At 73.1% G+C, this 13,470-nt stretch carries 11 protein-coding genes, 1 tRNA gene and 1 riboswitch; of the genes, 6 read left to right on the top strand and 6 right to left on the bottom strand.

Going from position 1 to position 13,470, the window contains the following annotated elements:
* Positions 1 to 843 precede the first annotated feature (843 nt).
* From OG242_RS17010 to OG242_RS16995, 4 genes are all read left to right on the top strand, one after another.
* Positions 844 to 2,427: a sporulation protein gene (locus tag OG242_RS17010; RefSeq protein WP_405898973.1), complete on the top strand. Its 1,584-nt coding sequence runs from the start codon at positions 844 to 846 to the stop codon at positions 2,425 to 2,427.
* Between the two features lie 92 nt (positions 2,428 to 2,519).
* The gene (gene lhgO / locus OG242_RS17005; RefSeq protein ID WP_405898972.1) at positions 2,520 to 3,770 is read left to right on the top strand and encodes an L-2-hydroxyglutarate oxidase; all 1,251 of its coding nucleotides are present in this window, start codon (positions 2,520 to 2,522) and stop codon (positions 3,768 to 3,770) included.
* A 135-nt stretch (positions 3,771 to 3,905) separates the two neighbouring features.
* Positions 3,906 to 4,748 (top strand): tRNA (guanosine(46)-N7)-methyltransferase TrmB, encoded by an 843-nt coding sequence (trmB, locus tag OG242_RS17000; RefSeq protein WP_405901634.1) that lies wholly within the window; start codon positions 3,906 to 3,908, stop codon positions 4,746 to 4,748.
* 88 nt (positions 4,749 to 4,836) lie between these two features.
* Positions 4,837 to 6,438, top strand: coding sequence for a PrsW family intramembrane metalloprotease (locus tag OG242_RS16995; RefSeq protein WP_405898971.1), 1,602 nt, complete (start codon positions 4,837 to 4,839; stop codon positions 6,436 to 6,438).
* A gap of 58 nt (positions 6,439 to 6,496) precedes the next feature.
* On the opposite strand, the gene OG242_RS16990 is transcribed toward OG242_RS16995, so the two are convergent.
* From OG242_RS16990 to OG242_RS16975, 4 genes are all read right to left on the bottom strand, one after another.
* Positions 6,497 to 7,441, bottom strand: a complete 945-nt coding sequence (locus OG242_RS16990; RefSeq protein ID WP_405898970.1) for an aldo/keto reductase — start codon at positions 7,439 to 7,441, stop codon at positions 6,497 to 6,499.
* 181 nt (positions 7,442 to 7,622) lie between these two features.
* Positions 7,623 to 8,798, bottom strand: coding sequence for a M23 family metallopeptidase (locus OG242_RS16985; RefSeq protein WP_405898969.1), 1,176 nt, complete (start codon positions 8,796 to 8,798; stop codon positions 7,623 to 7,625).
* 11 nt (positions 8,799 to 8,809) lie between these two features.
* Positions 8,810 to 8,963, bottom strand: a riboswitch (cyclic di-AMP (ydaO/yuaA leader).
* A 211-nt stretch (positions 8,964 to 9,174) separates the two neighbouring features.
* Positions 9,175 to 10,338 carry a PP2C family protein-serine/threonine phosphatase gene (locus OG242_RS16980; RefSeq protein WP_405898968.1) on the bottom strand — a complete coding sequence of 388 codons (1,164 nt, stop codon included), beginning with the start codon at positions 10,336 to 10,338 and terminating at the stop codon, positions 9,175 to 9,177.
* A 174-nt stretch (positions 10,339 to 10,512) separates the two neighbouring features.
* Positions 10,513 to 10,586: transfer RNA gene (locus OG242_RS16975), tRNA-Met, on the bottom strand.
* Between the two features lie 260 nt (positions 10,587 to 10,846).
* Here OG242_RS16975 and OG242_RS16970 point away from each other — a divergent pair.
* Together OG242_RS16970 and OG242_RS16965 are read left to right on the top strand one after the other, a co-directional pair.
* A complete protein-coding gene (locus OG242_RS16970; RefSeq protein WP_405898967.1) occupies positions 10,847 to 11,194 on the top strand; it encodes a hypothetical protein in 348 nt (115 codons plus the stop codon).
* Between the two features lie 112 nt (positions 11,195 to 11,306).
* The gene (locus tag OG242_RS16965; RefSeq protein ID WP_405898966.1) at positions 11,307 to 11,714 is read left to right on the top strand and encodes an SHOCT domain-containing protein; all 408 of its coding nucleotides are present in this window, start codon (positions 11,307 to 11,309) and stop codon (positions 11,712 to 11,714) included.
* 69 nt (positions 11,715 to 11,783) lie between these two features.
* Here OG242_RS16965 and OG242_RS16960 read toward each other — a convergent pair whose 3' ends face one another.
* Positions 11,784 to 12,413, bottom strand: coding sequence for a sigma-70 family RNA polymerase sigma factor (locus OG242_RS16960; RefSeq protein ID WP_405898965.1), 630 nt, complete (start codon positions 12,411 to 12,413; stop codon positions 11,784 to 11,786).
* A 238-nt stretch (positions 12,414 to 12,651) separates the two neighbouring features.
* Positions 12,652 to 13,389: a hypothetical protein gene (locus OG242_RS16955; RefSeq protein WP_405898964.1), complete on the bottom strand. Its 738-nt coding sequence runs from the start codon at positions 13,387 to 13,389 to the stop codon at positions 12,652 to 12,654.
* Between the last annotated feature and the right edge of the window lie 81 nt (positions 13,390 to 13,470).

Raw genomic sequence — 13,470 nt, 5'->3', positions numbered from 1 at the left:
CCTCTTCATCCGCGTTCGCCCTGGTTCGGCCGAGGCTTCCCCGGTCGGCACGCCCGGCCCGCCGCACGCCCGCCTCCCACCCGCGGAACACTCCCGCACCCCCGGGAACACACGGTCCGGGAGGCGGGCCTCGCCCCCCGGACCGGTTCCGCCGCCTGCGGGGAATGAGGCGGCGTTATCCCCCAGCCCCCTGCGTCCAGCGCAGCGGGCCGATCCACGCAGCACCCATGCAAGCGCCGCCCCCCGGGCCGGGCCAGAGCGCACGTACAGGCGCACGGCCACACACCGGGGGGCACGCGCGATGACCCCGAAGGGGCCTTGCGGAAGCGGCCGTAGGCAGGGGGGACCACACCGCACCCGTACGCCCCGCGCGCCGGTCCGCGCTGGTCGGCGGGCGATGGAACGCCGGGAACCGGGCTCTTCCCCGCCCGGTTCGAGGCCAATCCCCAAGCAGGCGCCGACCGCCCGGAGTTCCGAGTCGGCGGCCTCCACTCCCCCTCCCCCGCTCCCCCGTCGATCCCCCGCTTTTCCTTCGCTCTTCCTCCGCCGCGTGTTCGCCCCTGCCGCCCCGCACGCCCCTCGCGACCCCTCTCGTCCCACAGCCCTCCACGAGTGGCCGGGACGGACAACAATCCCGCCATACGGACGTCCAGCCCTTAACGGTAGGGATGCGACGAACTACGCTGGGTGCACTGATGTTCTCAGCAGGGCGGCATATTCCCCGGGGCACGGCCAAATGCGTGTGCGGGCGGAGTGACAGGGTTCGTCCCTGGGGAGAACACGGTACGAATGCCGCGCGCCGTGACGGTGACGCGGCTGCCGTCTGTGTGTCGAGGGGTGGCCATGTCCAGGGAGCAACGCGGACCGAACGAGAAGCTCGGCACCGTTCTCGCCCTCGCGGGAATCAGTAACGCCGGGCTCGCCCGGCGGGTCAACGACCTCGGGGCGCAGCGCGGACTGACCCTCCGGTACGACAAGACGTCGGTCGCCCGGTGGGTCTCCAAGGGCATGGTGCCGCAGGGCGCCGCCCCCCATCTCATCGCCGCGGCGATCGGCGCCAAGCTCGGCCGGCCCGTCCCCCTGCACGAGATCGGACTCGCCGACGCCGATCCGGCGCCGGAGGTAGGCCTGGCCTTCCCGCGCAACGTGGACGCGGCGGTGCGGTCGGCGACGGAGCTCTACCGACTGGATCTGGCCGGACGGCGGGCCGGCAGCGGCGGGATCTGGCAGTCGCTGGCGGGTTCCTTCTCCGTGAGCGCGTACGCCACACCCGCGTCCCGCTGGCTGATATCCCCCGCCGACCCGTCGGTTGCGCGTACACCGGCGACGGTCGGAGGGCAGCCGCCCGGCGCACAGGGCGCACCGGGGGCGCACGGCGCCGCCGGGGCACCCGCACAGCCGGGCCTCCCGGAAACTTCCCCCCAGCGCAACGGCACCGCGCCGGCCCCCGGCCACAGCCTGCTGATCCCGAAACAGCCCGGCCCCGAGTCCGGAGCCGACGCCTCCTCGCTCCGCGTGGGCCACAGCGACGTCTCCAAACTGCGCGAGGCCGCCCAGGACGCGCGCCGCTGGGACTCCAAGTACGGCGGCGGGGACTGGCGCTCCTCGATGGTCCCCGAGTGCTTACGGGTCGACGCGGCCCCGCTGCTGCTCGGCTCGTACAGCGACGAGGTCGGCCGGGCGCTGTTCGGCGCCGCGGCCGAGCTGACCCGGCTCGCCGGCTGGATGGCCTTCGACACCGGCCAGCAGGAGGCGGCCCAGCGCTACTACATCCAGGCGCTGCGCCTCGCCCGCGCGGCGGCCGACGTGCCGCTCGGCGGCTACGTCCTGGCGTCCATGTCGCTGCAGGCCACCTACCGCGGCTTCGCCGACGAGGGCGTCGACCTCGCGCAGGCCGCCGTCGAACGCAACCGGGGCCTCGCCACCGCGCGCACGATGAGCTTCTTCCGCCTGGTCGAGGCCCGGGCGCACGCGAAGGCGAACGACGCGCCGGCCGCGGGGGCAGCGCTCAAGGCGTCCGAGAGCTGGCTGGAGCGTTCCCGGGAGGGCGACGCGGACCCGGCGTGGCTGGGCTTCTACTCGTACGACAGATTCGCGGCCGACGCCGCCGAGTGCCACCTCGACCTCAAGGCACCGCGCCAGGTCCGCCGCTTCACCGAGCAGGCGCTGTCCCGGCCCACCGAGGAGTTCGTGCGCTCGCACGGGCTGCGGCTCGTCGTGTCGGCGGTCGCCGAACTGGAGTCGGGGAACCTGGACGCGGCCTGCGCGGCGGGCACCCGGGCCGTGGAGGTGGCGGGCCGCATCTCGTCGGCGCGCACCACGGAGTACGTACGCGACCTGCTGCACCGGCTGGAGCCGTACGGGGACGAGCCGCGCGTCGTCGAACTGCGCGAGCGCGCCCGCCCCCTGCTGGTCGCCCCGGCGTAGAACCTTCGCTCCTCGGGAAGCGCCACGCTGGCCGTACGGGTTTGAGCCCGTTGTCAGTGGGTCAGTGCACTATCGGGGTGGGAGGTGGCGTGATGATGACGCACGCGGCGTACGACTGCGATGTGCTGGTGATCGGCGGCGGGATCGTCGGCCTGTCGGCCGCGTACGCGCTCACGCGCGCCGCGCCGGGCACCCGTGTGACGGTGCTGGAGAAGGAGGACGCCCCGGCGCGCCATCAGACGGGGCGCAACAGCGGGGTGATCCACAGCGGGATCTACTACCCGCCGGGCTCGCTCAAGGCGCGGTACGCGCTGCGCGGCGGCGCCGAGCTGGTCGACTTCTGCCGGGAGCACTCCATTGCGCACGCGGTGACCGGCAAGCTGATCGTCGCCACGGACCGCGCCGAGCTGCCCCGGCTGCACGCCCTGGTCCAGCGCGGCCGTGAGCACGGGCTGCCGGTGCGCGAGCTGGGGCCCGCGCAGATCGCCGAGTACGAGCCGAAGGTGCGGGGCCTCGCCGCGATCCGGGTCGGCACCACGGGGGTGTGCGACTTCAGGGCGGTCGCCGGACGGCTCGCCGACGAGGTGCGCGGCGCGGGCGGCGCGATCCGGTTCGGCGCGGAGGTCACGGCGATCGACCGCCGCCCCTGGGGCGTGGCCGTGCGCACGGCCGACGGCCTGGTGGTCCGGGCCAGGGTGCTGGTGAACTGCGCGGGGCTGCACTGCGACCGGATGGCCCGGCTGGCCGGCGACGACCCGGGCATGCGGATCGTGCCGTTCCGGGGGGAGTACTACGAGCTGGCGCGGCCCGAGCTGGTGCGCGGCCTGGTCTATCCGGTGCCCGATCCGGCGTTCCCCTTCCTCGGCGTCCATCTGACCCGGGGCTTCGACGGCTCCGTCCACGTCGGCCCCAACGCGGTGCCCGCGGCGGCCCGCGAGGGCTACGGCTGGCCGGTCGTCCGCCCCCGCGAGCTGATGGACACGCTGAGCTGGCCGGGCTCGTGGCGCATCGCCCGCAGGCACTGGCGGTACGGGGCGGGCGAGGTGCACCGCTCCTTGTCGAAGCACGCGTTCACAGAGGCCGTCCGGCGCCTCCTGCCCGAGGTCACGGAGTCCGACCTGCGCCCCGCACCGGCCGGGGTCCGCGCCCAGGCCGTGCTGCGGGACGGCACCCTGGTGGACGACTTCCTGATCCGCGAGGCCCCGCACACGGTCCATGTGCTGAACGCCCCGTCGCCCGCCGCCACCGCCTCGCTGCCGATCGGCCGCGAGGTGGCCCGCCGGGCGCTGCTCCGGGCGCGGGCGGCCGGGTGGAAGCCGCCGACGCCGGCGAAGGCGGGGTGAACGGCCGGACCTGTCGGACACCCCTCCGCCCGCGGCCCCGTAGAACGCACGGCCCCACAGAACGCACGGCCCCACAGAACGCACGGCCCCGTAGAACGCACGGCCCCGTAGAATCAGGGCATTGTGTCTGAGCCCATGAACCCCTCCCGCCCGGCCTCCGGCGACCCCGCCGGGCCGGACGGCACCGCGCCCACCACCGCCGGAATCCCGGACGACCTGCGGGCCGCGTCCCTGGAGCGGGCGCGCCGGATGCGCCAGGAGCCCCGCTTCCCCGGCGGCCCCGCGGCCGACCCGGCCGGCTCGCACCACGAGCGCCGCATCCGCAGCTTCCAGCCGCGCCGCAGCCGGGTCACGCCCGGCCAGCAGGATGCCCTTGAGCGGCTGTGGCCCAAGTGGGGCCTGGACATCGACGGGCTCAGCGCCCTGGACCTGCCCGCGATGTTCGACGGGCTCCCGGTGGTGCTGGAGATCGGCTTCGGCATGGGCGAGGCCACCGCGCAGATGGCCGCCGCCGACCCGGGCACCGGCATCCTCGCGGTGGACGTGCACACCCCCGGCCAGGGCAACCTGCTCGGACTCGCCGACCGGAACGGCTCGACCAACGTCCGGGTCGCCAACGGTGACGCGATCATCCTGCTGCGCGAGATGCTGGAGCCGGAGTCGCTGGACGGGCTGCGGGTGTACTTCCCCGACCCTTGGCCCAAGACCCGCCACCACAAGCGCCGGCTGATCCAGCCGGAGTTCCTCGACCTGGTCGCGGGCCCGCTGAAGCCCGGGGCGATCGTGCACTGCGCGACAGACTGGGAGCCGTACGCCGAGCAGATGCTCGAAGTCCTCACCGCGCACCCCCGCTTCGAGAACACGACGGCCGACGGCGGCTACGCCCCGCGCCCGGAGTTCCGTCCGCTGACCCGGTTCGAGGGCCAGGGCCTGGGCAAGGGCCACGTGGTGCACGACCTGCTCTTCGCGCGCGTCTGACCCGTCGCGTCTGACCAGCAGGGGCCGGCGCCCCGCGCCGGCCGCACGCGCCATGGCCGTTGTCAGTGCCGCTCGTTAGGGTCGAGGGGTGTCGGACGGGTCTGTTCAGCAGCAATGGCAAGGTCAGCCGGTCGTCCCCGTGCTCCAGGAGCAGCGGGTCGGCGAGATCCTGGCTGCCGTGCCGGAGCGGAGCCAGTGGCGCTACCGGCCGCGCCGCGTCGGCCCACTGTGGCGGAACCGGACGTTCCGAGTGGTCGCCGTCTTCGCGACGCTGGCGCTCTGCGGTGTGGTGATCCTGGCCCTGGTCCGCGACCAGACCGGGACCGAGGGGTTCCTGGTCGGCCTGGGTCTGGCCGTGCTGCCGGTCCCCGCTCTGATGGCGGCCTTCCGCTGGCTGGGCCGGGTCGACCCCCGGCCGTGGCGGAACCTCCTGTTCGCCTTCGCGTGGGGCGCGTGCGCGGCGGCCTTGGTCGCGATCCTCGCCAACTCCTTCGCCACCCGGTGGATAGCCGGGTCCGATCCGGGCAACGCGGACACCCTGGGTGCCACGGTCATCGCGCCGGTCGTCGAGGAGAGCGCCAAGGCGGCGGCCGTCCTGCTGCTCTTCCTCTTCCGGCGACGGGAGTTCACCGGCCTCGTCGACGGCGCGGTGGCCGCCGGTTTCACGGCGACGGGCTTCGCCTTCACCGAGAACATCCTCTATCTGGGCAACGCCTTCGGCGAGGACCAGCAGATGGGCACCGCCTTCGCGTCGGTGACGGTGATGACGTTCCTCATCCGCGCGGTCATGACACCGTTCGCCCATCCGCTCTTCACCGTCCTGACCGGCATCGGTCTCGGGACCGCCGCGAGCACCGCACCCGGCCGGCGGTTCAGGCGCATCGGGGCCCCGCTGCTCGGCCTGGTCCTCGCGATGGGCATGCACGCCCTGTGGAACGGCTCGGCCACCTTCACCCGGTACGGGTTCTACATCGTCTACGGGGCGTTCATGGTCCCCGTCTTCGGCCTGATCACGTGGCTCCTGATCCGGGCGCGCCGGCAGGAGCTGCGCTCCCTGGCCGTCGAGCTCCCCGCGTACGCCGGGGCCGGCTGGCTCTCCCCCGCCGAACCCCTCGCCCTCGCCTCGATGCGGGCCCGCGCCCTCGCCCGGAACGCGGCGCGCCAGCGGTACGCGGCGGCGGCCGGCGCGTACGGCCAGCCGCACCGGGCGACCCCGTACGGCCACGCCCACGCCCCGGCCCACGCGAAGCACCCCAAGGAGGCCAAGGAGCACGGCAGGGCCGCGGCCCGTACGGTCGCCGAGTACGAGGCGTTCGCGACGTCCCTCGCCTTCCTGCGCCGGCAGGCCCGCCGGGGCACGGCCGATCCCGACTTCGCCGCCCGCGAGCTGGAGCTGCTGCACCACCTGTGGCAGCGCCGGGACGTCGCGGGCCCCGCCCTGGCGTACGCGGCTCGCGCCACGCACCGCCGGCCCCCGGGCTTCCCGCCGCCCTGGCCGCATCACGCGTACGGACCCCACGCCCACAGCGCCGCCCCCGCCCCGTACCCGTACGGCGCCCCGTCCCCGTACACAGCGCAGCCGTACGGCCAACAGCCCGTACCGCCGTACACCGCACCGCCCTACACCCCGCAGCCGTACGCCGCACCGCCCTGTGCCGGCCCGCCGTACAGCGGCAGCCCGCCGGCCTGATCCGCGACCGACGGGCCGCTGCCCCGACCAGGAGGAGGCCTAAGCCGGGTCAACGCGCCTACGCGGACGCTTCGGTGAGTGTCGACAGTTCGTCGTCCGTCAGGCGGAGGTCGGCGAGCGCCAGCAGGGCGGGGAGCTGTCCGACCGTGCGGGCGGAGGCGATCGGCGCGGCGACCGTCGGCCGGGAGGCGAGCCAGGCCAGGGCCACCGTCGCGATCTCGGCGTCCCGCTCCCGCGCCACCGTGTCGAGCGCGGCGAGCACCCGCTGCCCGCGCTCCGACTCCAGGTGGCCGGCCGCGCTCCCGGCGCGGGCGCTGTCCACGGCCGCACCCGGGCGGTACTTGCCGGTGAGGAAGCCGGCGGCCAGCGCGAAGTACGGGACGGCCGCGAGCCCGGCGCGTGCGGCGGTGTCCTGGAGCCCGCCCTCGTAGGTGTCGCGGGAGACCAGGTTGTAGTGCGGCTGGAGCGCCACATAGCGGGCCAGTCCCTCGCGCTCGGAGAACTCCACCGAGGCGCGCAGGCGCTCAGGGCTGATGTTGGAGGCGGCGATCTCCCGGACCTTGCCCTCCCGCACCAGCTGGTCCAGGGCGGTGATGATCTCCTCGACGGGGACGGTCTCGTCGTCGAAGTGCGTGTAGTAGAGGTCGATGTAGTCGGTGTTCAGCCGGCGCAGCGACTCCTCGGCGGCCGACTTGATCGTGGGCGCCGACAGCCCCTTGTATCCGGGGAGCGCGCCGGCCTTGGTGGCCACCACGACGTCGGACCGGTTGCCGCGCGCCGCGAGCCACTTGCCGATGACCGTCTCCGACTCGCCGCCCTCGTTACCGGGAACCCAGTGCGAGTAGGCGTCGGCGGTGTCGACGAAGTTGCCGCCGGCCGCCGCGTACGCGTCGAGGACGGCGAAGGACTGGTCCTCGTCCGCGGTCCAGCCGAAGACGTTTCCACCGAGGCAGAGCGGGAAGACCTGCAGGCCGGACGGGCCGAGAGTGCGCAGTGAAGTCATAAGGGGGACAACGGTTTCCGGCCACCCCACTATTCCGTGCCACCTACATCCAGCCAGCCGCGGACCTACGGACCGGCAGCCCTGACGTCGGGGGGTGTGCGTCAGGGCTGCCGGGGTTCGGAAGGGCGCGGACCGGGAACGGCGCGGGCCGTCCCGGACTCGCGGGAGGCAACGCCGAGGGTCAGACGGTCAGACCGCGGGCGCGCAGCCAGGCCATCGGGTCGATGCCGCTGCCGTCCGGGGTGTGGACCTCCAGGTGGAGGTGCGGGCCGGTGACGTTGCCGGTCGCGCCGACACGGCCGATGGTGTCGCCGGTGGTGACCTTCTGGCCGACGGTGACACCGATCGATGACTGGTGGCAGAACCACAGTTCGGTGCCGTCCTCGAGCTCCAGCACCGTGCGGTAGCCGTACGAACCGGACCAGCCGGCCGACTTGATGGTGCCGGTGTGGATGGCCTTGATCGGGGTACCGGTCGGCGCCGCGAAGTCGAGGCCCGTGTGATAGCCGGAGGACCACATCGAACCGGCCTCGCCGAACGTCGAGGTGATCGTGTACGAGGAGGTGGGGATGGCGTAGCTGGCGGCGAGCTTGGCCAGGCGCAACGCCTCGGCCTTCCTCTTCGCCTCCTCCTCCGCCTTCTTCTTCGCGGCGGCGGCCTTGGCCTCGGCCTCGTCCTGCTGCTTCTTCGCCTCGGCGGCGGCCTTCTCGGCCGCGGCCTTCTCCTCGGCCGCCCTGGCCTCGGCGTCGGCGGCGCCCTGCTGCTGCTCGGCCTGCTGGAGGATGCGGGCGCGCAGCGCCTCGCCGGCGTCCGTGGTGCCCTGCTCGGCCTCGGCGGTGGTGATGCCGGCGGTGGTCAGCGGGGCGGCAGCGGTCGCGGTGACCCGGGCCTCGGCCTCGGTCTTGGTCTCGCCGGAGAACAACGCACCTACGCCCGGAAGGGAGTTGGCGTCGGGGAGATTGTCCGCGATGGAATCGGGAAGAGAGATGGAGACCGGCGGTTTGCTCTGCGCGGTGGCCATGCCGCCCGCACCGACGGCCGCGATGACACCGACGCCGAGGACGGTGGAGCTACGGGCCAGACCATTGCGCTGCTTGGCGACACGGTGCTTGCCGCGGACGGGACGGACGGACTCCTCGGTGGGGTTCCATTCCTCCCAGGTCCGCTCGGAGTCGGCATCGTCGGCGCGGAAACCGCTGCCGGGACCGGCGCCGGTGCCGTAGCCGTTGCCCCCATCGGTCGCGTAGTCGATCCCCTGTTCCGGGATGTACGCGGTAGCGGGGCCGTTCGCGAAGTCGGCGCCGTACTCGGGCACGAACCGGGAGGGTGATTCGGGGGCAGGCTTGTTGGACGCCACGCGGGCGCACTCCTTTCCTTCCTTCTCGCCTACCGGGTTAGCTGACGGGTTCGGAGCAGGAAGGTCTCCTACGGGTCCCTCCGCCTCTCGTGAAGACAGAGATGCCCGATTCACCCCATGTAGGTGGTTCCCCGGTTCCCTTGCGGAATTCGGCGCTCGCGCACGGTGCCGCCACTGACGGCGGCTGTGACAACCGCGCTGCGTTATCGAACGTTAATAGACAGACGGGTCCGATTCCAAGCTGTTCCCACTGATCGTTCCCCTCCTCGGCCCGGACTTTATGGGACACAACCGGGTGGAATCGGGCGAGTTGAACGAGGTCCGGCCACTACGCGTTTTCTGACGTTGCGTCAAATGTTATGCGGAGCGGCGCCTGTCAGTCACGCAGGGTTGTACCCCGCTTGATGATCTTCACCGTCCTGCGCCGGTCGGGCTGCCCCTTCGCCGGCCGCGCCACCGCGAGCAGCGCCATGTCGTCGGTCGACTCGCCCCCCGTATGCAGCCGTACGTCGTCGGTCAGCGCGGACAACAACTCCTCGGGCCCCGGAAAGAGGCGCCCGCGCAGCCGCCCAGCCGGGTCGTAGAAGACGCCGTCGGCATCACGTGCCTCGGACAGGCCGTCCGTGTAGAACAGCAGCGTCCCGCCGGCCGGCAGCTCCCACCCGTCCGAGCGGTCCGGCCGCACCCCCAGGCCCATGCCGAGCGGCAGCGCGGGCTCCGAAGGCGTCAGGGCCTCCACCGCCCCGTCCCCGTGCAGCAGCAGCGGGTCGGGGTGGCCGCGGTTCACGATCCGTACCGCCTGTCCGCCCGGCGGGATCTCCGCCAGCACGGCGGTGACGAACTCCTCGAACGCGTCGAACCCGCCGCCCCGGGTCGACTCACGCGCCAGCGCCCGCTCCAGCCGCTGCGCCACGCCCTCCAGCGTCGTCTCCTGCTCGGCCGCCTCCCGGAACGCCCCGATCACCACCGCCACGGCCCCGACCGCCTCCAGCCCCTTCCCGCGCACGTCCCCGAGCACGAGCCGCACCCCGTACGGGGTGTCCGCCGCCGCGAACAGGTCACCCCCGACGAACTCGTCCGCCTGCGCCGCCTCGTACCGCGCGGCCACCTGGAGTCCGCCGATCCGCTCGGGCGGCTCCGGCAGCACCGCACGCATGGCGGTCTCGGCGATGATCCGGGCGGACGCCAGCTGCTCGTTGCCGCGCCGCACGACCCGGTTGATCACGCACGCCTGGAAGGCGACCGTGACCACGGTGAGCATCTCGACGAACGAGACCACCTTGACCAGATCCCCGCTGTAGAGCCGGATTCCGGCGACGGCGAGCACAGCGACGATCCCTATCCGGACCGTGGTGCCGAGGCCGAAGAACGGCGCGGCGATCAGCGGAGCGGCCGCGAACATCGGGACGGCCGTGAAGGGCGGCGGCGTGAAGAGGTCGAACGCCACCCCGATGACGATCATCGCCACCGGCAGCACCCGGACGAACCGGCGGCTCCGCACGCCGCCACGCCCGCGCCACCGACGCTCCCACTTCCCCACCTGCGGTCTCCTGCCCGGTGCAGCCACGGCCGCGGACGGTACCGCGCACCTCCCCCAGCCTCGCCGCCGCCCGGCCGACGGGCGACTCCTCGGCCGCCGATGGGGCTAAACACGTATACGCCGACAACGCATCAGGCCCGGCACGCTGCTTGCGTGCCGGGCCTGATCCTTCAGTAGCGGGGACAGGATTTGAACCTGCGACCTCTGGGTTATGAGCCCAGCGAGCTACCGAGCTGCTCCACCCCGCGTCGGTAAACACAACTCTACGGCATGTTCGGAGCTCTCGTGACCACCCGCCTCGCACGCCCCACGCACACGGGTCCTCACCGAACGTCAAAGTGCCGAAAACGAGAAGGTGTTGCAAGGAACATGTGTTCTGTCGCAAGGTATCTGCTGCACCCCCCGGCTCGGTGGGCTGCCCGTGTGAGCAGCTCCGACCGCGCATGCCGGCGCGCACGGAGAGCCGCTCCCGGTCTCTGATCGCAGCCTGTCTGGAGGGCTCTCGACCATGACCGCACCGCTCGCCTCCGATCGCACCCCCGCTCCCTCTGCCACCCCGCCGTCACCCGTACGCGCCGCCGCCACGGGCGGCCTCATCGGCGGCGTGCTGGGCGCGGTGATGAGCGCGGCGGTGAACTACCTGGCGATCGGCCTCCCGGGCAGCGAGTCGGTCAACGCGGCCAACCACGCGATATCGGGCCTGATCAGCGGGTTCCTCGCCGGCTTCATCGGCATCATGGTGAACAGCAGGAAGGCGGCCGCCGCCACCGCGCCGGACGCGGAAGCAGGCACGAGGACGGCGTCCGACGAGGACACCGGCAAGGCTCCGGTCACCGCATCCGGGCCGGAGAAGTAGCCGCCGCGCCCCCTCCTGACCAGAACCCGGATCCTCTCAACGGGCGCATGCGCCCATATGGCGATATGACTGAGTTCGGACTCAGCCATGTCGACGGCGCCGGGAGTGGACGATGGACGACTATCCCCTGCTCAACCTGTTCTGGACGATGCTCTGGTTCTTCCTCTGGATCATGTGGCTCTTCCTTCTCTTCCGGGTCATCATGGACGTCTTCCGCAGCCACGACCTCGGCGGCTGGGCGAAGGCCGGCTGGCTGGTCCTCGCGCTGGTCCTGCCCTACCTGGGCGTACTGATCTACGTGATCGCCCGCGGCAAGTCCATGGGCAGGCGCGACGTCCAGGAGGCGAAGGAACGCGACGCCGCCTTCAAGGCGTACATCAGGGATGCGGCGGGCACGGAAGGCGGCGGCGGTCACAGGGGCGGCCACGTCGACGACCTCTCCAAGCTCGCCGACCTCAAGGACAAGGGCGCGATCACGGAGGACGAGTACCAGCGCGCGAAGTCGAAGCTCCTGGTCTGACGCCCCCTCCCCCGGGCAGCGCCCGTGGTGCCGGGGCCGGACCGAGCAGGGCCGGCCCCGGCACACGCGTCAGACGGCCGGTGCGATCGCCCCCGGTTCACCGCCCTCCAGTTGTGCCGCCAGGGCGGTGCGTGCGCGGGCCACCCGGGAGCGGACCGTGCCGACCGGACAACCCGTCACTCGGGCGGCCTCGGCGTAGGAAAGCCCGAGCAACTGCGTGAGGACGAACGCCTGCCGGCGGTCGTGGGGAAGCGCTGCCAGGAGTCCTTGGAGAGCGATCCCGTCCTCGAAGCCGGGCAGTCCGGTCGGCTGGGCGCGCTCGACGGTCATGCGCCAGTCGTCGGTGTCGGCGAGCAGCGGGCGCGCCGCGGCCCGGCGGAAGTCGTCCACGACGGCACGGCGGGCGATGGTCAGGAGCCAGGTCCGGGCCGAGGAGCGGCCCTCGAAGCGGTGCAGCGTGCGCAGCGCTCGCAGAAACGTGTCCTGTGCGAGGTCCTCCGCCGACTGCGGGTCGGCGGAGAGGTGGGCGACGTACCGCACGACGTCACGGTGCAGGCACCGGATGAAGGCGTCGGCGGCCGCACGGTCCCCGCCGCGGGCCGCCAGCGCCCAGGCGGTCGCGATGGCGTCCTCGGCCGTTCTGTCGCGCGGGGCGGAGGCGCGCTGCGGTGCGCGCGGGATGGGCAGGGTGGTGTTCATCGCCAGGGATGTCCTTCACGGATCGGTCCGGCGCCGGGCGTCCGGTCGGTGCGCGCACGCCGCGGCTGCGGCATGGGGCAGCGCCGACGGGACGGTCCGGGTTCCGGTGAACGGGGCACCCGGGCCCTTCGGGGCCGGGTGTGCCGGAGGACTTCCGCCTCGTGCGGGTACGGCCGGGCACCGGTCGGCGACCGGTTACGAGCCCGCTTCTACGTCCTCCGGAATGCCTGCCGCGTCCTCACGACGCGGCGGCCACCCCGGGCGGCCCCCGCCGGTCCCGTGCCCGTGCGCACCGCAGCCCCGGCGTCGGCCGGTCGCTCAGGCCCCGGCGGGGTCGCAGACGGCGGCGGGGAGCGGGCAGCGGTGCTGTGCACAGGGGCCGCAGCGGAGCCAGCAGCCGGCCGGCGAAGGCGCGCAGGACCTGGAAGGCGGCGCGCTCACCCCGGGCCAGCCAGATTCCGCAGACCAGCGCGGCCAGAACGTGCGCGGCCAGCATCCCGGTCGATGACATTCCGCCCAAGTGGTGGCCCGCGTGCGCCATGGGACCCGAGCTCATCGCTCCCACGGCGGAGGCATGCCCCGTGCCCACCACGTGATCCATACCGGCCATGTGGTGCACGCCTGCCATCGCGTCGCCCATGGGCGCGTGCCGCATGCCCGCCATGTGGTCCATGCCGCCCATGGCCGCGGCCGGCGTCCCGCCGGTGCCCGCTGTGCCCAGCGCGGACTGCGCGGACGCGAAGGCGTTGTGCAGCACGCCCTGGGTCAGGACGGCCAGAGCGGTGACGACCCAGGGACCGCGCTCGCGTGCGGCGAACCACCAGCCGGGGACCGCGAGCGCGAGGAAGCCCGTGGCCAGTACCCAGAAGGGGAGCGGCGCCTCGGACATCAGGACGTGTCCGGTGGCCGCAAGAGTGACGGAGACGACGGCGAACATCGCCGCCCTCACCACGCGTCCGACCGGTCCGGCCTCCATGGCGCCTCATCCTCCCATCGCGGGGCGCCGCACGACATGGGAAGGTGTCCGGCTTGCCGCCCATGCCCGACAAGTCACCGC

It is taken from the genome of Streptomyces sp. NBC_00727 (assembly GCF_045161745.1).
Lineage (GTDB): Bacteria > Actinomycetota > Actinomycetes > Streptomycetales > Streptomycetaceae > Streptomyces.
This window is presented reverse-complemented; position numbering and strand designations above follow the sequence as displayed.

Excerpts from the sequence above, each read along its gene's own strand:
- OG242_RS17010 (WP_405898973.1), top strand. The coding sequence starts at position 844 with ATGTCCAGGGAGCAACGCGGACCGAACGAGAAGCTCGGCACCGTTCTC.
- lhgO (WP_405898972.1), top strand. The coding sequence starts at position 2,520 with ATGATGACGCACGCGGCGTACGACTGCGATGTGCTGGTGATCGGCGGC.
- trmB (WP_405901634.1), top strand. The coding sequence starts at position 3,906 with ATGAACCCCTCCCGCCCGGCCTCCGGCGACCCCGCCGGGCCGGACGGC.
- OG242_RS16990 (WP_405898970.1), bottom strand. The coding sequence starts at position 7,441 with ATGACTTCACTGCGCACTCTCGGCCCGTCCGGCCTGCAGGTCTTCCCG.
- OG242_RS16970 (WP_405898967.1), top strand. The coding sequence starts at position 10,847 with ATGACCGCACCGCTCGCCTCCGATCGCACCCCCGCTCCCTCTGCCACC.
- OG242_RS16965 (WP_405898966.1), top strand. The coding sequence starts at position 11,307 with ATGGACGACTATCCCCTGCTCAACCTGTTCTGGACGATGCTCTGGTTC.
- OG242_RS16960 (WP_405898965.1), bottom strand. The coding sequence starts at position 12,413 with ATGAACACCACCCTGCCCATCCCGCGCGCACCGCAGCGCGCCTCCGCC.
- OG242_RS16955 (WP_405898964.1), bottom strand. The coding sequence starts at position 13,389 with ATGGAGGCCGGACCGGTCGGACGCGTGGTGAGGGCGGCGATGTTCGCC.